General features: G+C 29.5%; 20 protein-coding genes and 1 riboswitch. All 20 genes read left to right on the forward strand.

Annotated features, from left to right (window positions below):
- Window position 1: 1 nt before the first annotated feature.
- The 20 genes from E5347_RS03585 to fmt all read left to right on the forward strand — a co-directional run bounded on the left by E5347_RS03585 (window position 2) and on the right by fmt (window position 21,045).
- Window positions 2-1,708 (forward strand): sensor histidine kinase, encoded by a 1,707-nt coding sequence (locus tag E5347_RS03585; RefSeq protein WP_136004732.1) that lies wholly within the window; start codon window positions 2-4, stop codon window positions 1,706-1,708.
- A gap of 261 nt (window positions 1,709-1,969) precedes the next feature.
- Window positions 1,970-2,818, forward strand: coding sequence for a phosphate ABC transporter substrate-binding protein (locus E5347_RS03590; protein WP_136004734.1), 849 nt, complete (start codon window positions 1,970-1,972; stop codon window positions 2,816-2,818).
- A gap of 64 nt (window positions 2,819-2,882) precedes the next feature.
- Complete coding sequence (gene pstC / locus E5347_RS03595) at window positions 2,883-3,770, forward strand: phosphate ABC transporter permease subunit PstC (protein WP_136004736.1); 888 nt, start codon at window positions 2,883-2,885, stop codon at window positions 3,768-3,770.
- Window positions 3,771-3,772: 2 nt separating this feature from the next.
- Window positions 3,773-4,597: a phosphate ABC transporter permease PstA gene (gene pstA / locus E5347_RS03600; protein ID WP_136004739.1), complete on the forward strand. Its 825-nt coding sequence runs from the start codon at window positions 3,773-3,775 to the stop codon at window positions 4,595-4,597.
- A 23-nt stretch (window positions 4,598-4,620) separates the two neighbouring features.
- Entirely contained in the window at window positions 4,621-5,385 is a 765-nt protein-coding gene (gene pstB, locus E5347_RS03605; protein ID WP_136004741.1) for a phosphate ABC transporter ATP-binding protein PstB, read from the forward strand.
- A gap of 23 nt (window positions 5,386-5,408) precedes the next feature.
- Window positions 5,409-6,065, forward strand: coding sequence for a phosphate signaling complex protein PhoU (phoU, locus tag E5347_RS03610; RefSeq protein ID WP_136004743.1), 657 nt, complete (start codon window positions 5,409-5,411; stop codon window positions 6,063-6,065).
- A 542-nt stretch (window positions 6,066-6,607) separates the two neighbouring features.
- Window positions 6,608-7,924, forward strand: coding sequence for a ribosome biogenesis GTPase Der (gene der / locus E5347_RS03615; protein WP_136004746.1), 1,317 nt, complete (start codon window positions 6,608-6,610; stop codon window positions 7,922-7,924).
- Window positions 7,925-7,926: 2 nt separating this feature from the next.
- Complete coding sequence (locus E5347_RS03620) at window positions 7,927-8,925, forward strand: NAD(P)H-dependent glycerol-3-phosphate dehydrogenase (RefSeq protein WP_136004748.1); 999 nt, start codon at window positions 7,927-7,929, stop codon at window positions 8,923-8,925.
- 210 nt (window positions 8,926-9,135) lie between these two features.
- Window positions 9,136-10,614, forward strand: coding sequence for a stage IV sporulation protein A (spoIVA, locus tag E5347_RS03625; protein WP_136004750.1), 1,479 nt, complete (start codon window positions 9,136-9,138; stop codon window positions 10,612-10,614).
- 123 nt (window positions 10,615-10,737) lie between these two features.
- The gene (locus E5347_RS03630) at window positions 10,738-11,136 is read left to right on the forward strand and encodes a hypothetical protein (RefSeq protein ID WP_136004752.1); all 399 of its coding nucleotides are present in this window, start codon (window positions 10,738-10,740) and stop codon (window positions 11,134-11,136) included.
- A gap of 232 nt (window positions 11,137-11,368) precedes the next feature.
- Window positions 11,369-12,355, forward strand: a complete 987-nt coding sequence (locus E5347_RS03635; RefSeq protein ID WP_136004754.1) for an asparaginase — start codon at window positions 11,369-11,371, stop codon at window positions 12,353-12,355.
- A 56-nt stretch (window positions 12,356-12,411) separates the two neighbouring features.
- A riboswitch (purine riboswitch) is annotated at window positions 12,412-12,513 on the forward strand.
- Between the two features lie 80 nt (window positions 12,514-12,593).
- Window positions 12,594-13,961 carry an NCS2 family permease gene (locus E5347_RS03640; RefSeq protein WP_136004756.1) on the forward strand — a complete coding sequence of 456 codons (1,368 nt, stop codon included), beginning with the start codon at window positions 12,594-12,596 and terminating at the stop codon, window positions 13,959-13,961.
- Window positions 13,962-14,183: 222 nt separating this feature from the next.
- A complete protein-coding gene (locus E5347_RS03645; RefSeq protein WP_136004758.1) occupies window positions 14,184-15,065 on the forward strand; it encodes a YicC/YloC family endoribonuclease in 882 nt (293 codons plus the stop codon).
- A gap of 14 nt (window positions 15,066-15,079) precedes the next feature.
- Window positions 15,080-15,349, forward strand: a complete 270-nt coding sequence (gene remA / locus E5347_RS03650) for an extracellular matrix/biofilm regulator RemA (protein ID WP_066893902.1) — start codon at window positions 15,080-15,082, stop codon at window positions 15,347-15,349.
- A complete protein-coding gene (gene gmk / locus E5347_RS03655; protein WP_136004760.1) occupies window positions 15,349-15,987 on the forward strand; it encodes a guanylate kinase in 639 nt (212 codons plus the stop codon). The genes remA and gmk overlap by 1 nt, the downstream gene beginning before the upstream one ends.
- On the forward strand, window positions 15,968-16,192 hold the full coding sequence (gene rpoZ, locus E5347_RS03660; protein ID WP_136004762.1) for a DNA-directed RNA polymerase subunit omega: 225 nt from the start codon (window positions 15,968-15,970) through the stop codon (window positions 16,190-16,192). Before gmk ends, rpoZ begins: the two co-directional genes overlap by 20 nt.
- Before the next feature lies 1 nt (window position 16,193).
- Window positions 16,194-17,393 (forward strand): bifunctional phosphopantothenoylcysteine decarboxylase/phosphopantothenate--cysteine ligase CoaBC, encoded by a 1,200-nt coding sequence (gene coaBC / locus E5347_RS03665; RefSeq protein ID WP_136004764.1) that lies wholly within the window; start codon window positions 16,194-16,196, stop codon window positions 17,391-17,393.
- A gap of 55 nt (window positions 17,394-17,448) precedes the next feature.
- Window positions 17,449-19,644, forward strand: coding sequence for a primosomal protein N' (gene priA / locus E5347_RS03670; protein ID WP_136004766.1), 2,196 nt, complete (start codon window positions 17,449-17,451; stop codon window positions 19,642-19,644).
- Between the two features lie 14 nt (window positions 19,645-19,658).
- Entirely contained in the window at window positions 19,659-20,102 is a 444-nt protein-coding gene (def, locus tag E5347_RS03675; RefSeq protein ID WP_136004768.1) for a peptide deformylase, read from the forward strand.
- A gap of 16 nt (window positions 20,103-20,118) precedes the next feature.
- Window positions 20,119-21,045 (forward strand): methionyl-tRNA formyltransferase, encoded by a 927-nt coding sequence (gene fmt, locus E5347_RS03680; RefSeq protein ID WP_136004770.1) that lies wholly within the window; start codon window positions 20,119-20,121, stop codon window positions 21,043-21,045.
- Window positions 21,046-21,056: the final 11 nt, after the last annotated feature.

A 21,056-nucleotide genomic window follows, 5' to 3' on the forward strand; every position in this document is an offset into this window, starting at 1 on the left:
TATGAAAAAAAGAATACTTTTTTCATCTTTAATTACAGTAATATTTGCATTAATAATAGTAACATGTTCATTTATTGCCTTAGTAAATATAAAAGGAATAGAAGTTACTAAAGAAACCTTAAAGACATATAACGAAATCTTAATAAGGACTGATAGTCTTAATGGCGACTTTATAGAGGAGTTTCATATAAATAACTCAGATGTTAGATTTACTTTTATAGATAAAAATGGCAATGTAATTAAGGATACAGAAAATAAAAGCTTAGAAAATCACTTAAATAGAGAAGAAGTATTAGGTGCTTTTGAAGTAGGAGAAGCCTCTGCAACTAGACTTAGTGATACTCAAGGAGTTAATGTAGTATATTTTGCAACTAAGGTAAATGATGATTTAGTTTTACGCTCTTCAGTACCATTGAATACTATCGAATTTTTTACTGCAGATTATATAAAATATTATTTAATAATAATCTTGCTTGTATTATTCTTATCTATAGGTCTTTCATTAAAATTAATTAGAGCTATTATATATCCATTAAAGGAGCTTAAATCAGTAACTAATAAAATTGCAAATGGAGACTATAGTAGAAGAGTTAATATATTTACTAATGATGAAATAGGTTCTTTAGCAAATACATTTAACAATATGGCAGATCAATTGCAATCTAAAATAAGTGATTCATTAGATAAACAAAACAAACTAGAAGCTATACTTGAGAGTATGGAAAGTGGAGTAATAGCAGTAGATAATAATAAAAAAGTTATTTTAATTAATCCATATGCAAAAAACCTTTTTGGGATTGAAGGAGATATCATAGGAGAAAATATATCAGAACATATTATTGACTATGATTTGATTAGTTTTATTAAAAGTATACATGAAATTGAAACTAAAGAAATTAAGCTTATGCACCCTATAGAAAGGGAGCTTAGGATAAAAAAAGCTCCAATAATTAATTATAGAAAAATGCCTATGGGTGTAGTAGTAACTGTATTAGATATTACAGATATAAAAAGGTTAGAAAATATAAGAAGTCAATTTGTTGCAAATGTATCTCACGAATTAAAAACTCCATTAACATCTATAAAAGGATTTGCAGAAACATTAAAATATGTTGAAGATACATCTACAAGAGAAAAATTCCTAGATATAATAGATAAAGAAGCAGAAAGATTGACTAGTTTAATTAATGATATTTTAATTTTATCTAATATAGAAAATAGCAATAAGATGATAGAAGATGAATTCAGCCCAAGTGAAGTTATAGAAGATGTCATCAATATGTTTACAACTAATGTTAATAAAAAGGAAGTAATAATTAATTATGAAGGCAATAAAAGTGTAGTGCTTATTGGAGATAAAGATAAGTTCTTTCAAATGATGCTTAATCTAGTTGAAAATGCTATTAAGTATTCTGCTTCAAAAACAATTATTAAAATTAACTCATATGAAAGAGGAGGTTACTATTTTATTATAGTAGAGGATAATGGTATAGGAATACCTAAAGAAGATTTGCCGAGAATCTTTGAGAGATTTTATAGAGTTGATAAATCTAGGGCAAAAGGGGGAACTGGTTTAGGCCTAGCTATAGTTAAACATATAGTAAAGATATTTAATGGAGAAATATATGTTAAATCAGTTTTAAATGAAGGAACTAAGTTTACTATAAAACTTAGGAAGTCAAAAAGGTTAAAAGATATTAATTATTAAGTTAAGGAGCTGCTAATAGGCAGCTTCTTTGTTTTTATAGGATATATTTTTGTAGAACTGCAAGTTTTATATAAAACATAGTTAGAGGAGTGATAAAGATTATACATCTATGTAATTATATGGATAGTTTTGTTAAATTCATTTAACAATTTCATAACTTTTCTTAACATTTAACCAATATTACCTTAACTTTTAGATATTATGATAAGTATGTAAAGTAAATAAATAAAACGGCGAAACGTCAATTTGGAGGAGAATTTTATGAAAAGAAAAAGTTTAAAACTTTTATGTACTGCATTATTAATTTCTATGGTAGGAGGAGTAGTTGCAGGCTGTGGAAATTCAGGAGACAAGCCAGAAGCTAATAGTTCAGAACCAGTAACTATATCTATATCAGGATCTACATCTGTAGGACCTTTAATGGAAAAGGTTGCTGAAAAATATGAAGGTGCTAATAGCAATGTTTCTATTGAAATAAATCAAGTTGGATCATCAGCAGGAATTAAGGATGCAATAAATGGAGTTTCTGAAATAGGAATGTCTTCAAGAGAACTTAAGGCAGAAGAAGAAAGCCAAGTTAAATCTAATGTTATTGCATATGATGGAATAGCAATTATAACAAATAAAAACAATCAAATTAAAAACATAACTTTAGATCAAATTAAAGGAATATATACAGGACAAATAACTAACTGGAATCAAATAGATGGCGGAAAGGATGCACCAATAGTAGTAGTATCAAGAGAAGAAGGATCAGGAACTAGAGATGCATTCCAAGAAATAGTTGGTTATAAATCAGAAGAGTTAAAAGCAGATGCTATGATATCTAATGGTAATGGTGGAGTTAAAGAATCTGTAGCTTCAAATGAAAATGCAGTTGGATTCGTTTCATTTGAATACTTAGATGATAAAGTAAATATAGCAAATGTAGAAAATGTAGAACCTAAAGCTGATTTAGTTAAATCAGGAGAATATAAAATTTCAAGACCATTCTTATTAGTAAATAAGGATGGAGAATTAAGCGAAGATGGACAAAAACTTATAGATTTTATATTAAGTGATGAAGGTCAAACAATAGTTAAGGAAAACAAGTTAATTCCAATTAAGTAGTAGCTTGATATATTAAGAATGCCCTAAATCTCGGGCATTCTTACTTTCATAGGAGAGTGTATTAATGTTGAATGTTAAAAGAAATAACAATAATAAATATGTAATAGAAAATGTATCTAAGGCAATATTTTTAGTAAGTGCTCTTATTGCAGTAGTAAGCTTGTTATTAATTATAGGCTTTGTATTTTATAAAGGACTTACACCTTTTGTAAGTAAGGGGTATTCTTTTAGTGAGTTCTTCTTTGGTACTAAATGGATACCAAGCTCAGATAAATTTGGAATATTACCTATGGTATTAGCTTCAATTTTTGGAACATTAGGTTCTTTAGTACTAGGAGTGCCAATAGGAATATTAACAGCTGTATTTATAGCTGAAATCGCACCTAAAAGAATAGGGAAAATTATATCTGGAGCAGTAGAACTTTTAGCAGGAATTCCATCAGTATTATATGGGGTTTTTGGTTTGGCAGTTATAGTTCCTTGGATTATGAATACATTTAATTTACCAAAGGGACAAAGTTTATTAGCAATAATTATAGTATTATCAATTATGATGCTGCCAACAATAGTTACAGTTTCAGAAACTGCAATAAGAGCAGTTCCTAAATCATATAAAGAGGGTTCTTTAGCTTTAGGTGCTTCTCATATAGAAACTACCTTTAAGGTTGTAGTTCCAGCTGCAAAATCTGGTATATTGGCAGCTGTAGTTTTAGGTATAGGTAGAGCAATTGGTGAAACTATGGCAATTATATTAGTTGCAGGTAATTCACCAGTAATTCCTACTTCAATAATGGATTCGGTAAGACCATTGACTACTAATATAGCACTGGAAATGGGATATGCCTTTGGCACTCATCAAGAAATGCTATTTGCAACAGGAGTTATATTATTCTTATTTATACTATTATTAAACTTAGTTTTAAGTAAACTTTCTAATAAGGAAGGTAAATAATTATGAGAAAATTTAAAGAGAATTTATTGAAATTAATGCTTTGGCTATCGGCTATAGTTACAGTAGCAGTTTTAGTATGTATTTTAGGATTTATATTTATTAAAGGTTATAAATTAATTAACATAGATTTTGTTACTAAGAATTACTCACCATCAGGTGGGGGTGGAATACTACCAATGATAATTTCTACTTTATATACAGTATTTATTTCTATTATAGTAGCAACGCCAATTGGAGTGTTAGCAGCAATATATTTAACTGAATATGCAAAGCAAGGGGCAGTAGTAAAGCTTATTAGATTTGCTACAGAAAGCTTATCTGGAATACCGTCTATAGTTTATGGTTTATTTGGTTCTATATTCTTTGTAATTACATTAAAGTTCGGTTATTCACTACTTGCAGGATCTTTAACTGTTGCAATTATTATATTACCTGTAATAATAAGAACTACAGAAGAAGCTTTAAAAGCAGTGCCAACATCATATAAAGAAGCATCTTTAGGTCTTGGTGCAACTAGGTTTCAAACTTTATACAAAGTGGTAGTTCCAAGTGCTCTTCCAGGAATACTTGTAGGTGTTATTCTTTCAATTGGACGTGTGGTTGGAGAATCTGCAGCTATATTATTAACTGCTGGTACAGTAGCTAAGATGCCTAAAGGAATAATGTCTAGTGCAAGAACTTTAACAGTTCAATCTTATTTAGTTACTCAAGAAGCTGGAGATATAGAACAAGCAGCTGCTGTTGGAATAGTGTTAATAGCAATTATATTAGTTTTAAATATATTAGCTAAACTTATTACTAAAAAGTTTAGTAAGGCAAATTATTAAAAAAGTGCTATGAGGTGTAAAGTATGTCAAATGAACAAGTAAAAAAGATTAAAGTTCGTGATTTGAATTTATATTATGGAGATAATCAAGCGTTAAAAAACATAAACATAGATTTAGAAGCAAATAAAGTAACTGCATTTATAGGACCATCTGGATGTGGAAAGTCCACATTTTTAAGAACATTAAATAGAATGAATGATTTAATAGATGGAGTAAAAATAGATGGAGAAATTTTAGTAGACGGAGAAGATATATATAAGAGTAAAGATGTAATAGCTCTTAGAACTAAGGTAGGCATGGTATTCCAAAAGCCAAATCCTTTTCCAATGTCTATATATGATAATATAGCTTATGGTCCTAGATTACATGGCATAAAAGATAAAAAAACACTTGATGAAATAGTTGAGAAAAGCTTAAAAGGTGCAGCTCTTTATGATGAAGTGAAAGATAGACTTAAAAAGAGTGCCCTAGGATTATCAGGTGGTCAACAACAAAGGTTATGTATAGCTAGAACTATTGCTGTTTCTCCAGAAATCATTTTAATGGATGAACCAACTTCAGCTTTAGATCCAATTTCTACAAATAAAATGGAAGAATTAATGGAAGAATTAAAGAAAAAGTATACAGTAATTATAGTTACTCATAATATGCAACAAGCAGGAAGAATAGCAGATAAAACAGCATTTTTCTTAAATGGAGAAATTATCGAGTATGCTGATACAGAAGAAATATTCTATAGACCAAAGGATAAGAGAACAGAGGATTATATTACTGGAAGATTCGGTTAAAAATTATAAGAGGTGATTTAGAAATGATGAGAGAATTGCTAAGCAATAAGATTAAGATGCTTAACTCTGAATTAATTGAGATGGCTAGTTTAGTAGAAAAGCAAATTATAGACAGTATGAAAGCTTTAAAAGAGCAAGATGTAAAACTTGCAAAAACTGTAATAAAAAATGATGATAAAGTAGATAATCTTCAACAGGTTATTGAAGAAAAGTGTATTAAGTTTATGGCTACTGAATCTCCAGTTGCAGGAGATTTAAGAAGTATTTATACAACTACTAAAGTAGTTACGGATTTAGAAAGAATGGCTGACTATGCAGTAGATATTTGTAAAATAGTACCTATGGTTAAAGGTGTTGACTTCTCAGAAGATATATCTCCAGTGTGGGAACTTGTAGATATAGTTACAAATATGATTAAGCTTGCTATTGAGGCCTATGTAAAAGGTGATGAAAAAGCAGCTTATGAAATTTGTGATATGGATGATAAAGTAGACCAAATTTATAGAGGAATGTTTGGTATAGTTTTAAAGAAGATGGTAAAAGACGAATCAATGATAAATCAAGGAACACAAATATTATTTGCTTCTAAGTATTTAGAAAGAATAGGAGACCATGTAACTAATCTTTGTGAATGGATTATATTCTCTAAAAAAGGAGATTACGTTGATTTAAATGAATAATAACTATAAATTTATTTAGTTATATTTTATAAAGCTGAAAAATAGAATTTCTATCTTTCAGCTTTATTTATTGGCTTTATATTTGATATTTGAATGGGTAAGTTACATTAATAAGGAAACTTTTTATATTGACTAGAAAGTATTATTAATGTAAGATAACATCAAGCGATTATTACAATAAGGATAATTATGCTTAAGTCAATAAATATTGTAAAAATAAATATTTGCATTATTTAAAGTGTTCTATAATAGATAGATTTTAATTTTAGAAATATTAAAATAATAGTAAGATATAAAATTAGTACTATTAAAATTTCTGTACATATTACGAATTAGGATATTAGGCAAAGGGAGCTAAAGAAAGAGTGCCCCTTATATAAGATTTAATAGAAATCTATTGAAATTAAGTATTATACTAATATGAGTATAGTTTAAGTAAGGTTACAAGAAGCCTTTTTGGAGATACTATTCTATTAGTAGGGAGTATTAATAGGAACTGATATAATTGACTTAATAAATACAAATTTCAAGGAGGATTAAAAATGGGTAAACCGATAGTTGCCATAGTTGGAAGACCTAATGTAGGTAAATCAACATTATTTAATAAATTAGCAGGACACAGAATATCTATAGTACAAGATACTCCTGGCGTAACGAGAGATAGAGTTTATGCTCAGGCGGAATGGTTAAATTACAACTTTACTATGATAGATACAGGTGGTATTGAGCCTGAAAGAGAAGATATAATTGTAAAGCAAATGAGAAGGCAAGCTAATATTGCTATAGAAACTGCTGATGTTATTGTTTTTGTGGTTGATGGTAAGGAAGGATTAACTCCAGCAGACCATGAAGTAGCTGTAATGCTTAGAAAAAGCAAGAAAGAAGTAGTTTTAGTAGTAAATAAGGTAGATTCTCTAAAAGAAGAAGATAATGCTTGGGAGTTCTACAATTTAGGTATAGGTGATCCTATTACTATATCAGCATCTCAAGGATTAGGACTTGGAGATATGCTTGATAGAGTAGTGGAAAACTTTGATAAGTATAATGAAGAAGATGAAGATGATGAATATATTAGAATAGCAATGATAGGAAAACCAAATGTAGGTAAGTCTTCATTAATTAATAGGCTTTTAGGAGAAGAGAGATTAATAGTTTCTAATATTCCTGGAACTACTAGAGATTCTATAGATAGTACGTTAGAAACAGACATTGGAAAGTTTGTTTTAGTAGATACAGCTGGTCTTAGAAGAAAAAGTAAAGTTAAAGAAGAAATTGAAAGATACTCAGTTATTAGAACATATACGGCTATAGAAAGAGCAGATGTATGTATTTTAATGATTGATGCTACAGAGGGTGTAACAGAACAAGATGAAAAGATAATAGGTTATGCTCATGAGATGAACAAAGCTATTATGGTTATAGTTAATAAATGGGATCTTATTGAAAAAGATGATAAGACAATGCAAAGATATAAAGAAGATTTACAAATGAAATTAAAATTCTTAAAATATGCTAAATACTTATTTATATCAGCAAAAACTGGTCAAAGAACTCATAAGGTTCTAGAAATAGCAAAAGAATGCTATGAAAATTATTCAAAGAGAATAGCTACTGGTATATTAAATGAAGTAATTAATAAGGCAGTTCTTATGAAAGAACCACCTATAGTTGGACTTAAGAGAATGAAGATTTATTATGCAACACAAGTTGCTACTAAACCACCGAAGTTTGTATTCTTTGTTAATGATTCTGGTGCAAGACATTTCTCATATGAAAGATATCTTGAGAATCAACTAAGAGATAGTTTTGATTTTAGTGGTACAGGTATTCAAATGGAATTTAAGGAGAGGAAGGAATAAGAATGAGTAAGGTGGCTTTTTTAGGCGGAGGAAGCTTTGGAACAGCATTAGGAATATTATTAGCTGATAAAGGTGTAGAAGTTAGTATTTATGATAGGGATAAGTCTGTTGTTGATGATATAAATCTAAATAAGAAAAATGATAAATATATAAAAGATTTAGTTATACCTAAAAATGTCACTGCTTTTAATGACTTAGATGAAGCGTTAAAAGATATAAAGTTCTTAGTTCTAGCAGTACCTTCACATGTTGTAAGGGCTGCTTCTAGGTCTATTAAAGGTAAGATTAGTAGTGATATTATAATTGTTAGTATAGCAAAGGGAATAGAGGAAGGAACAAATCTTAGATTATCTGAAGTAATAGAAGAGGAGCTTCCTAATAATAAAGTTGTTATACTATCAGGACCTAGCCATGCTGAAGAAGTAGCTTTTGATATTCCAACTACAGTTGTTGTTTCGTCTAAAGATGAAGAATCAGCTAATATAGTCCAAGATTTATTTATGACAAATAATTTTAGGGTTTATATTAATGAAGATTTAGTTGGTGTTGAAATTGGAGGAGCTGTTAAAAATATTATAGCTCTTGCAGCAGGAGTTTGTGATGGTATAGGTTATGGTGATAATACTAAAGCAGCATTAATGACTAGAGGTATGGCTGAAATAGTTAGAGTTGGTATGAAGCTTGGTGGAAAGCCAGAAACATTTTTAGGTCTTACTGGAATGGGAGATCTTATAGTTACTTGTACTAGTTTGCATTCTAGAAATAGAAGAGCGGGATATTTAATAGGTAGTGGTAAAAGTGCAGAAGAAGCAACTAAAGAAGTTGGAATGGTAGTTGAGGGTATAAAAGCTTGTAGAGCTTTTTACGAACTTAAAGAAAAACTTCAAGTAGAAATGCCAATTACTGATATACTATATAGAGTGCTATTTGAAAATAAGGATCCAAAGGATGCTGTTGTATTTTTAATGGGTAGAGAAAAGAAAAGTGAAATATACTATTAAATTAATGGATTATTAATTTAATTTCTAAGAATCCTCTGTTTAAAGGCAGAGGATTTTTTGTTTTGGAATTAATTTTACTTAACTGAATAACTATATATTAAAGGGTTCCTTATATAGGAATTATAATTATTTTTTATATTTTAAAAAGTTGTATATTTTTTTAGATTGTAGAATATATATATAGTGTTAAAAATAAGTAGGAGGTACACCGTGGACAGCTTTAATATATATAAGGATATAGCTGAAAGAACACAAGGTGACATTTACGTAGGTGTTGTAGGCCCTGTTAGAACTGGTAAATCAACATTTATTAAAAAGTTTATGGACCTTATGGTAATACCAAAGATTGATAATAATTATAAGAAGGAAAGAGCAAAGGATGAGTTACCTCAAAGTGGATCAGGAAAGAGCATTCATACAACAGAACCTAAATTTGTACCAAATGAGGCAGTAGAAATTACTATTGATGAAGAAATAAAGTTTAAAGTAAGAATGGTCGATTGTGTTGGTTATATAGTAAAAGGGGCAATAGGATATATGGATGGAGAAGATACAAAGATGGTAAATACTCCATGGTATGAATATGAAATTCCTTTTGAAGATGCTGCAGAAATAGGAACTAGAAAAGTTATAACTGATCATTCAACTATAGGTCTTGTAGTAACAACTGATGGTAGTATTACAGGCATTGAAAGAAATGAGTACTTAGAAGCTGAGGAGAGAGTAATAGAAGAATTAAAAGCTATCAAGAAGCCTTTTATAGTTGTACTTAATACTAAACATATAAACTCTCCAGAAACAAGAACATTAAAAAAAGAACTAGAAGATAAATATGATGTTTCAGTCCAAGTAATGGATGTAGCAAATATGAATGAAAATGATGTAGAAGATGTATTTAAACATGTACTTAAAGAATTCCCAGTTAGAGAAATTAACATAGATATGCCAACTTGGATAGAAAGATTAGAATGTGATAATTGGCTTAAAAAAGATTTCTTTAATATAGTAAAAAAAATGTGTGAAAGTATAAGTAGAGTTAGAGATGTAAAAGCTATAACTGAAATGTTTAAAGATGAGGAGAATATAGCTCCAATTGAAATAAGTCAAGTAAATTTAGGTGAAGGAAAAGCAACTTTAAAAATGAAACCTAAGGATGGAATATTCTATAATATTTTAAGTGATATTTGTGATTTAGATGTAAAATCTGAAAGTGACTTATTATCAATAATTAAGGATTTAAATTTTGCCAAGAAGGAATATGATAAGGTTAAGGATGCTTTAATTGATGTAAGAGAAAGTGGTTATGGTTTAGTTCCACCTCAATTAGCTGAAATGAAGTTTGAAGAACCTGAAATGGTTAAGCAAGGCAATAGGTTTGGTGTTAAATTAAAAGCTTCTGCTCCATCATTACACTTTATTAAGGCAAATATTAAGACAGAAATCAGTCCTATTATGGGATCTGAGAAAGAAAGTGAAGAGCTTGTAAAATCACTTATGGAACAATTTGATAGTGACCCTCAATCATTATGGCAAAGTAATATGTTTGGTAAGCCTTTAGAAGTATTGATTAAGGAAGGATTACAAAATAAGTTATACAAAATGCCTGAAGACGTACAAGTTAAGATACAAAAAACTTTACAAAAGATAATTAATGAAGGTAGTGGCGGATTGATTTGTATTATATTATAATATTTGAGGTTGGTGTGTAACCAACCTTAATTTTTTTATATAATATAACTATAATACTAATTAATGTTGTATTTTAAGTAGATTATAAAGACTAATATACACTATATGGAATTGAGGGGTATTATGGAAGACAGATTTTGTACCTATAAGAGAGTTGGATACTTTAATAATAAATTAGCTGAAGACTTAGGAGTGAAATTTACAGGTACCATATATGCGTCCCCAGGGGTATTAAAGCATATTAGAAAGAAGCACGGCAAACATTTAAGTAAAAAAGTATTAGGAAATATTATTGAATATATGAAGTGTGTAATAGAAGTCCCAGACTATGTAGGGGTATATTGTATAACTGATGATGGAGCTCATATTGAGTTTATTAAAGAAGGGAACGTAAATATACTAATAGGTATTGAAATTGATTATAGGAAAGACTATATTAATGTATCTACCATGTATCCTATAACAGATAGCAAGATTGATAGCAGAATCTTTAGTGGTAAATTAATAAAATATACTAATTAATTAATAGTTGAAAGTAAAGAATTAAGGTTATATAATAATATAGTAGTTTTAATAATTAATTGTTGAGGTGAGAAAAGGCTCCTCATACGCTGGTTCAGTAAAAAGAGATGTAGGATACGCCGCCCTACCAACAATCTATTATATTTATTTGTTTTAAAATTTGTTATTGTTAATTTGGGGTTGTTTTAAGCAGCCCTTTTTGATTTTCTTATTAAACTTTAGGAGGAGAGCCATGAAAAAGGTAGCAGTAGTATTTAATGGTGGAACTATATCTATGAAGGTAGATGAAAGGATAAAAGCAGCAGTACCTAGTCTTACAGGAGAAGAAATAATGTCTATGGTTACTGGAATTGAAAATTATGCAGAAGTAGAGTCATATAGTTTTTCTAGTAAACCTTCACCTCATATGACATTAGAAGATATGGTTGAATTAAGTAAATTAATAAAAAAATTAGTTGAAAGAGATGATATAGAAGGTGTTGTTTTAACTCATGGAACTGATACTTTAGAAGAAACAGCATACTTTTTAGATTTAACTATTGATACAGAAAAAGTAATAGTAGTAACAGGAGCCATGAGAAGTAGTTCGGAACTTGGATATGATGGACCATTTAATTTAGCTACTTCAATTTGTACTGCAATTTCTGAAGATGCAAAGGGAAGAGGAGTGCTAGTGTGTTTTAATGGAGAATTAAATTCTGCATCAGAAGTAACTAAAGCTAATTCAATGGCATTGAATGCTTTTAAGACACCTAATTTTGGACCTATAGGAATAGTAGATAATAATAAAGTTTTATTTTATAGAAAAACTATTAAACATAGAGTATATAATATATCTGAAGTAGTAGAAAAGGTTGCTTTAATTAAATGTGCAGCTGATATGGATTCAGAGTATTTAAATTTCTTAGTTGACAATAATTATAAAGGTATAGTTATTGAAGCACTAGGAAGAGGGAATGTACCACCTAAAATGGTTGAAGGAATAAAAAGAGCTTTAAATAACAATATTCCTGTAGTTATTGTTTCTAGATGTTTTGAAGGAAGAGTCTTTGAATCCTATGGATATGATGGTGGAGGAAAAATGCTTAAGGACTTAGGAGTATTTTTCGAAGAAAGTATGCCAGGTCAAAAGGCGAGAATAAAGCTTATGGTAGCATTATCAAGTGACAAAGCTATTGATATAAAAGAATCTTTTAAGAGAAATACGAATCATAATTAAAAAATAATGCGATTTATACGTATTTATTGACAAAAAAACGCGAAGAATATATAATAATATTCGTAAGAAAGATAACTCATATAGTATTGACGATAAGGGTCAAAAGTTTCTACCGAGATGCCGTAAATATCTTGACTATGAGTATGGTGCTTTTTTGGCATTTACGAATCCTAAGGGTTATCTTATATAAGATGATTCTTAGGATTTTTTTATGAATAAAAACGTAGGGGGATAACAAATGGAAAACTCACAACAAAAACAAGGTTTACTACCTATTTTACAAAACAAGAATGTAAATATGAAAAGAGAAATAATGGCAGGGCTTACTACCTTTTTAACTATGGCATATATAGTTGCAGTAAATCCTAATATATTATCTGAAGCAGGAATGCCAGCAGGAGCATTAGTTACAGCTACATGTTTAGCAGCAGCAGTTGGATGTATATTAATGGGGTTATTTGCTAATTTACCTTTTGCTTTAGCTTCTGGAATGGGTCTTAACGCTTTCTTTGCTTTTTCTGTAGTAATTGGTATGGGAATATCATGGGAAATGGCATTAACTGCAGTATTTATTGAAGGTATTATATTTATACTTTTATCATTATTTAAAGTTCGTGAGGCAGTAGTTAATTCAATACCTATGACTATGAAACATGCAGTTACAGCAGGTATAGGTATATTTATAGCATTTATTGGAATGGTTGGCTCAGGACTAGTTATAAATGATGATTCTACATTAGTAAAAATGGGAGAATTCTCACCTACAGTAATGATTGCTTTAATAGGATTAATAATTATTGCGGTATTAGATAAGAAAAAGGTTAAGGGATCTATATTATTTGGTATTTTAACTAGTACTTTATTAGCTTGGGGATATGCTTTAATAAATCCTGAGGTAGCAGCAAACCTTGGTATATATTTACCTGAAGGTATATTTAAATTTGAAAGTATAGCGCCTATAGCAGGAAAAATTGATTTTTCACATTTCTTTACTGCAGAATCTGCTGGTAAATTAATCGTTGTAATTTGCACTTTTTTATTTGTTGATTTCTTTGATACTGTTGGAACACTAGTAGGTGTTGCTTCTAGAGCAAATATGCTAGATGAAAAAGGAAATGTTCCAAATGCAGGTAGAGCTTTATTAGTAGATGCTATTGCTACAACTGTTGGAGCGGTTTTAGGAGTTTCCACAGTTACTACATATGTTGAAAGTTCAACAGGAGTTGCAGCAGGTGGAAGAACTGGATATACAGCAATAACTACAGGAATTTTATTCTTAATTGCTATGTTCTTTTCTCCAATATTTATAGCTATCCCATCATGTGCAACTGCACCAGCTCTAATTTATGTTGGTTACTTAATGCTTGGAGCTGTTAAAAATATAGACTTCGATAATATTACTGAAGGTGTACCAGCCTTTATTACTATTGCAGGAATGGCTTTAACATATAGCATTGGTGATGGATTAACTTTAGGAATATTATCATATGTTATTATTAATTTAATTTACAATGCAATAAGCAAGGATAAAGAAAGCAGAATGAAAGTATCTCCCGTAATGATTGTACTTGCTATAGTGTTTATGATTAAGCTATTATTCTTATAAAATAGAAAATTATATTTTATATAAATTAATTAAGAAGAGAACTCTTTTTAATTCGTAAATCCCGAAAAAGAGAAGTGATGAAAAATTCACTTCTCTTTTTTATATTTAATTGTTAACAATTTATGAACAAACCATTGACTTTATCTTAGCCATAAATTATATTAAAGATGTTCTAAAAAAAGAAATAATTTATATTATGTATAAATAGCTTTGGAGGCATATATGGTTAAGAGTATGACTAGCTTTGGGCGAGCTAGTAATGACGAAGGAAATAAATATTTATTTTCTGTAGAAATGAAAAGTGTTAATAGCAGATATTTAGATGTTAATGTTAGGATACCCAAAAGTTATATTGCTTTAGAGGAAGAAATAAGAAAACTAATTAATTCTAAACTATCTAGAGGTAAGGTAGATGTTTTTATCAACCAAAAGAATTATTCACAAGGTGATGGAGTATGTAAGCTAAATGTAAAGCTTGCAGAAAGTTATTATAATGCCTTAAAAGAAATAGAAGAAACCTTAAATGTTAAAAATGATATTACTGTTACTCAAATAGCAAAATTTCCTGAAGTGATTAGTATAGTAGAAGAAGAGGAGTCCATTGAAGAAATATGGAGTTTAATTAAACCTCTTATAATTTCATCTTTAGAAATGATGGAAAGTATGCGAATAATTGAAGGTGAAAAGCTTAAGGAAGATATCTTAAATAAATTAAATGAAATAGAAGATATAGTAGTAGAAATTGAAAAGATATCTGATTTAGTTCCTAAGGCATATAAGAAAAAGCTTGAGAACAGAATAAAAGAGTTGCTTGAAGGTATAGACATTGATGAAGGAAGAATGGCTCAAGAAATAGCTATAATTTCTGATAAGTCTGCAGTAGATGAAGAAATTACAAGACTTAGAAGTCATTTAAATCAAATGAGACTAACTTTAAAAGATGGAGAACAAATAGGAAGAAAGTTAGACTTTATAATTCAAGAAATGAATAGGGAAGCAAATACTATTGCTTCAAAATCAAGTGATATGGATATGACAAACTATGTCATTAACATAAAAAATCTAATAGAAAAAATAAGAGAACAAGTGCAAAATATAGAATAATTAGGAGGAAAATAATGGGAATCAAATTAATTAACATTGGATTTGGAAACATAGTATCTGCAAATAGACTAGTTGCTATTGTAAGTCCTGAATCTGCACCTATTAAAAGAATAATTCAAGAGGCAAGAGATAGAGGGATGCTTATTGATGCAACCTATGGTAGAAGAACTAGAGCGGTTATTATAACAGATAGCGATCATGTAATTTTATCAGCTGTACAACCTGAGACTGTTGCACATAGATTAGTAGTTAAAGATGAAACAGTAGATGAGGTAGATGAATAATGCAAAATAATAGGGGAGTATTAATAGTTATTTCAGGTCCATCTGGAGCTGGAAAAGGTACTATTTGTAAGGCTTTATTAGAAAAGCATAAAAATATTTATCTTTCAGTTTCAGCTACTACTAGACAACCTAGAGAAGGTGAAGTTGAAGGAGTAAACTATTATTTTTTAACTAAGGATGATTTTGAAGAAAAGGTAAGAAATAATGGATTTTTAGAATATGCTAATGTACATGGTAATTTTTATGGTACACCTAAAGTTAATGTAGAAAAAATGCTAGAAGATGGGAAGGATGTTATTTTAGAAATAGACATTCAAGGAGCACTTCAAGTAAAAGAAAACTTTAAAGAAGGCGTATTTATATTTATTCTTCCACCATCTATGGAAGAATTAAAGCAAAGAATAATTAAAAGAGGAAGCGAAACAGAAGAATCCTTAATGACTAGATTTAAAAATGCATATAAGGAAATCAATTATGTTTCAAAATATAATTATGCAGTGGTTAATGATACTTTAGAAGTAGCTGTAGCTAAAGTAGAAGGAATTATTACTGCTGAAAAATGTAGAGTAGATAGAATAAAGGAAAATACAATATTAGATTCTAAGGAGGGCTTAATTCATGAACAACTCTATGATTAATCCATCAATAATGGATTTATTACAAAAGGTAGATGATAGATATTCATTAGTAATGGTAACATCAAAAAGGGCAAGACAATTAATTAATGGGAGTGAACCATTAGTTGCAACAAAGTCAAAGAAACCACTTACTATTGCTATTAACGAAGTAAATGAAGGCGAAGTTGGATTTGAACCATCACCTGTAAAAGAAGGTTCTAAATAATATGGAAAATAAAAGGTGTGTTTGTATAGGAGTAAGTGGAGGAATAGCTGCTTATAAAGCATTAGATATTGTAAGTGCTTTAAGGAAAAAGGATATAGATGTTAGAGTTATAATGACTGAGTCTGCAACTAAGTTTGTTGCACCTCTTACATTTCAATCATTGAGTCAAAATATGGTTACAACAGATATGTTTGCAGAACCTAAAGCTTTTGAAATACAGCATATATCTTTAGCAAAAAGAGCTGATGTTTTCCTAGTAGCACCAGCAACAGCAAATATTATTGGGAAGGTAGCAAATGGTATTGCTGATGATATGTTATCAACTACTATTATGGCTACAAAGGCAAAGGTAATATTTGCACCAGCAATGAATACAAATATGTATGAAAATAAAATAGTTCAATCTAATATAGAAAAACTTAAAGGCTTAGGATATGAGTTTATTGAACCTGCCTCTGGAAGGCTTGCTTGTGGAGACGAAGGCAGAGGTAAACTAGCAGATGTAAATACTATTGTAGAGAAAGTCTTAGATGCACTAGAAAGCAAAGATATTCCTAAAGATTTATTAGGAAAGAAGGTTTTGATTAGTGCAGGACCTACATATTCAAATATTGATCCAGTGAGATTTATAACTAATAAATCTACAGGAAAAATGGGGTATTATATAGCTGAAGAAGCAAGAGATAGAGGGGCTGATGTTACTTTAGTTTCAGGTCCTACAAATTTAAAACCTCCTTCTGGGGTTAAGGTTATAAATATAACTACAAATGAAGAAATGAAGGAAGCCATCTTTGAAAACTATGATGATAGTGATATTGTTATAAAGTCTGCAGCAGTTGCAGATTATAAAATTAAGAATTATAGTAATGATAAGATAAAAAAAGGTGATGGAGACTTAGTTTTAACATTTGTAAGAGATAATGATATATTAAAGCTTCTTGGAGAAAAGAAGACTAATCAAATACTTGTTGGTTTTGCTGCAGAGAGCACTAATATAAGTGAAAATGCAAGGAGAAAACTAGAGAACAAGAATTTAGATTATATAGTGGCTAATGATATTACAAGTTCAGATACTGGATTTGGTAGTGATGATAATAAAGTAGTTATCTTTACAAAAGATGGAGAAGAAATTAATTTAGATAAGATGAGCAAAAGAAAAGTTGCTTCAAAAATCTTTGATACTATTTTAAGAAAGCGCTAAAATGCGCTTTCTTTTATATCATTATAATTAGTACCTAATAAAAGGGTGAGTAAATTTGAAAAAATACGCAGAAATTGTTATTAATAATGATGCCTTAGATATAGATAAACCTTTTACTTATAAGATACCTGAAGAATTAGGAGATAAAATAAAAGAAGGCCAATGGGTAAAGGTTCCTTTTGGAATTAAAAACTCACTTGTTGATGGATTTATAATGGCCTTAAAGGATGATGAAGTTGAAGGAATTAGAATTAAGAGTATAAAGCTTATTGTAAAGGAAGAACCACTTTTAGATAGTGATGATTTAAAATTAATAGAGTTTCTTAAAGAAAATTATTTATGTAGATATATTGATGGTATAAGGCTCTTAATTCCGCAAGGGGTGTTAAAAGGAGCTAAAAATAAATTTAAGTTAGTTGTTTCTACAGGCATTTTTCCTCCTGCTGAAATAGAAGAAAAATACAAGGATATTTTTGATTTTATTAGAGACAATGAAGGTAAATACAATAAAAGTGAACTTATAAAAGAAAAAGGATTTTCAAGCTATAAAATTAATAAGCTTATTAAAGAAGAGTATTTAAAAGTTTCAGAGGAAATAGTATATAGATATAACATTAAAGAATATATTGATTATAAAGAAAAGGAATTAACTGTAGATCAAAAATCAGCATTAGATGAAATTAGAAATTCTAATAAGAACATTGTACTTCTAAAGGGTGTAACAGGTTCAGGTAAAACTGAAGTTTATATGCAATTAGTAAAGGAAGCAATTAGTCAAAATAAATCTTGTGTAGTTTTAGTTCCAGAAATATCCTTAACGCCTCAAATGATAGAAAGATTTAAGGGGAGATTTGGAAGAGAGGTAGCAGTATTTCATAGTAAGCTTTCAGATGGTGAAAAATATGATGAGTGGTATAGGGTTAAGAGTGGAAAGGCTAAGCTTGTAATTGGAGCTAGAAGTGCTTTATTTCTACCTTTTGTAAATCTTGGATTAATAATTATAGATGAAGAACATGAAAATACCTATAAATCAGAACAAAGTCCAAGATATGTAACTAGAGAGGTTGCTGAATATATTAGTACTTTAAAAGGTGCTAAGGTTATATTAGGATCTGCTACTCCATCAATAGAAACATACTATAGGGCTTTAAGTTCAGAAATTCAGTTAGTTGAATTAAATAATAGGGTTGATAATAAACCAATGCCTAATATGGATATTGTGGATATGAGGGAAGAACTTAAAGAAGGTAATATATCTATGTTTAGCAGAAAGCTTTACCACGAAATGAAAGAAGCTTTAAGTAGGAAAGAGCAAATTATATTATTCTTAAATAGAAGAGGCTTTTCAACCTTTGTTTCTTGTAGAGCCTGCGGCTATGTATTTAAGTGCCCTAAATGTGACATTTCTATGACTTTTCACAAAAATGGATATCTAGCATGTCATTATTGTGGTTATGGAGAGCCACAGTCTAAGATATGTCCAAAATGTAAAAGCAAATATGTAAAACATTTTGGAGCAGGAACTGAAAGAGTAGAGGAAGAAGTAAAGAAATATTTTAAAGATGCTAAAGTGTTAAGAATGGATATGGATACTACAAGAAATAAGAATTCACATGAAAGTATCTATAACTCATTTAAAAATGGTGATGGGGATATTTTAATAGGAACTCAAATGATATCAAAAGGACTAGATTTTGAAAATGTTACTTTAGTAGGCATATTAGCAGCAGATATGTCCTTGAATATTCCAGATTATAGATCTGCGGAAAGAACATTTCAAATAGTAACCCAAGTTGCAGGAAGAGCAGGTAGGGGTGAAAAAAAAGGGAAGGTAATTATTCAAAGTTATAGCCCAGATCATTATAGTTTGAATTATGCAAAGAATTATGATTATGATGGCTTTTATAATGATGAATTTACAACTAGAGGTTTGATGTATTACCCTCCTTTTGGTAAAATACTATTAGTGAATGCATCTTCTAAAAATGAAGTTTCTTTAAAGAATTTTATGAATAATTTAAGGGATGAACTTGGATTTATTGCAAAGGATGAAGATAATATTGAAATCTTAGGTCCAGTTCCATGTATTATTTCTAAGATTAAAGATAATTTTAGATGGCAAATAATATTTAAAGGGGATTTATCATTAGATTTTTGTAAAAAAATTAAAGATAAACTTTATCAATTAAACAAGAATGTATATAATGAAATAAAAGTATATATTGATATTAACCCAAATAACTTGACTTAAAGGAGGTAAAACAAATGGCAATTAGAAATATAAGAATAAATGGTGATGAGGTTTTAAGAAAACAATGTAAAAACGTTAAAGAAATAACTCCTAGAACCATTAAGTTAATTAAAGATATGGCTGAAACAATGTATGAAGCTGATGGAGTAGGCTTAGCTGCACCTCAAGTAGGAATATTGCAAAGAATTTTTGTTATAGATGTATATGACGATGAAGGACTTAGAGTATTTATAAATCCAGAAATACTAGAAGTTTCAGGTAGCCAAATAGGAGAGGAAGGCTGTTTAAGTATTCCAGGAGAATCTTTTGAAGTTGAAAGAGCTAATTATGTAAAAGTGAAAGCTTTTAACGAAAAAGGGGAAGAATTTATTTTAGAGGCTACAGAACTATTAGCAAGAGCTATATTACACGAAAATGATCACTTAAATGGAAAATTATTTATTGACTATGTAAAATAACAAAGGAGGGATTGACATGAAGATAGTATTTATGGGAACTCCAGAATTTGCAGTACCATCTTTAGAAAAAATAATTGAAACCTATGGTGTTGAGTGCGTATTTACTCAACCAGATAAGCCAAAGGGTAGAGGAAAGAAAGTAGCTATATCTGCCGTTAAGGAAGTAGCATTAAAGCATAATATAAGGGTAATGCAACCTATTAAGTTAAAAGATGATAAAGAAGCAATTGATTATTTAAAACAATTAGAACCAGATTTTATTATAGTAGTTGCTTTTGGTCAAATCTTAACTAAAGAGGTATTAGATATTCCAAAGTATGGCTGCATAAATCTTCATGCCTCCCTACTTCCAATGTATAGAGGAGCAGCTCCTTTAAATTGGGCAATAATAAAGGGAGAGAAAAAGTCTGGAAACACTACTATGTTAATGGATGTTGGATTAGATACTGGAGATATGCTTCTTAAGGATGAAGTAGATATTCCTATAGATATGACAGCAGGAGAACTTCACGATATATTAATGGAAAGAGGAGCAGAACTTTTAATTAATACTATTGAAAAGTTAAAAAATAATGAAGTTACTAGAGTTAAACAAACTGATGAAACATTTTATGCTAAAATGTTAAATAAGGAAATTGCAAAAATCAATTGGAATAATAAAGCAATAGATATTCATAACTTAATAAGGGGTCTTAATCCATGGCCGATTGCTCATACAAGTTATGAAGATACTCCGATGAAAATATATAAATCTAAAGTTCTAAAGGAAGATTCAAACAAGGAACCTGGGACTATTTTAAGTGTAAGCAAGGAAGGAATTAAAGTTTCTACTTTAGAAGATGTACTTTTAATAGAAAAAATTCAGTTCCCAAATGGAAAGCCTTTAACTGTAGAACAATATATTAATGGAAATGAGATAAAGGTAAATAATAAGCTAAGTTAACTAAATAAAAA

The organism is Clostridium sartagoforme (assembly GCF_004794105.1).
Classification (GTDB): Bacteria; Bacillota; Clostridia; order Clostridiales; family Clostridiaceae; genus Clostridium; species Clostridium sartagoforme_B.

Coding starts and splice junctions, on each gene's coding strand:
- gmk (WP_136004760.1), top strand. CDS start 15,349: ATGCAAAATAATAGGGGAGTATTAATAGTTATTTCAGGTCCATCTGGA.
- E5347_RS03620 (WP_136004748.1), top strand. CDS start 7,927: ATGAGTAAGGTGGCTTTTTTAGGCGGAGGAAGCTTTGGAACAGCATTA.
- pstB (WP_136004741.1), top strand. CDS start 4,621: ATGTCAAATGAACAAGTAAAAAAGATTAAAGTTCGTGATTTGAATTTA.
- fmt (WP_136004770.1), top strand. CDS start 20,119: ATGAAGATAGTATTTATGGGAACTCCAGAATTTGCAGTACCATCTTTA.
- E5347_RS03645 (WP_136004758.1), top strand. CDS start 14,184: ATGGTTAAGAGTATGACTAGCTTTGGGCGAGCTAGTAATGACGAAGGA.
- pstC (WP_136004736.1), top strand. CDS start 2,883: ATGTTGAATGTTAAAAGAAATAACAATAATAAATATGTAATAGAAAAT.
- coaBC (WP_136004764.1), top strand. CDS start 16,194: ATGGAAAATAAAAGGTGTGTTTGTATAGGAGTAAGTGGAGGAATAGCT.
- phoU (WP_136004743.1), top strand. CDS start 5,409: ATGATGAGAGAATTGCTAAGCAATAAGATTAAGATGCTTAACTCTGAA.
- E5347_RS03635 (WP_136004754.1), top strand. CDS start 11,369: ATGAAAAAGGTAGCAGTAGTATTTAATGGTGGAACTATATCTATGAAG.
- def (WP_136004768.1), top strand. CDS start 19,659: ATGGCAATTAGAAATATAAGAATAAATGGTGATGAGGTTTTAAGAAAA.
- E5347_RS03590 (WP_136004734.1), top strand. CDS start 1,970: ATGAAAAGAAAAAGTTTAAAACTTTTATGTACTGCATTATTAATTTCT.
- rpoZ (WP_136004762.1), top strand. CDS start 15,968: ATGAACAACTCTATGATTAATCCATCAATAATGGATTTATTACAAAAG.
- E5347_RS03585 (WP_136004732.1), top strand. CDS start 2: ATGAAAAAAAGAATACTTTTTTCATCTTTAATTACAGTAATATTTGCA.
- remA (WP_066893902.1), top strand. CDS start 15,080: ATGGGAATCAAATTAATTAACATTGGATTTGGAAACATAGTATCTGCA.
- E5347_RS03630 (WP_136004752.1), top strand. CDS start 10,738: ATGGAAGACAGATTTTGTACCTATAAGAGAGTTGGATACTTTAATAAT.
- der (WP_136004746.1), top strand. CDS start 6,608: ATGGGTAAACCGATAGTTGCCATAGTTGGAAGACCTAATGTAGGTAAA.
- pstA (WP_136004739.1), top strand. CDS start 3,773: ATGAGAAAATTTAAAGAGAATTTATTGAAATTAATGCTTTGGCTATCG.
- E5347_RS03640 (WP_136004756.1), top strand. CDS start 12,594: ATGGAAAACTCACAACAAAAACAAGGTTTACTACCTATTTTACAAAAC.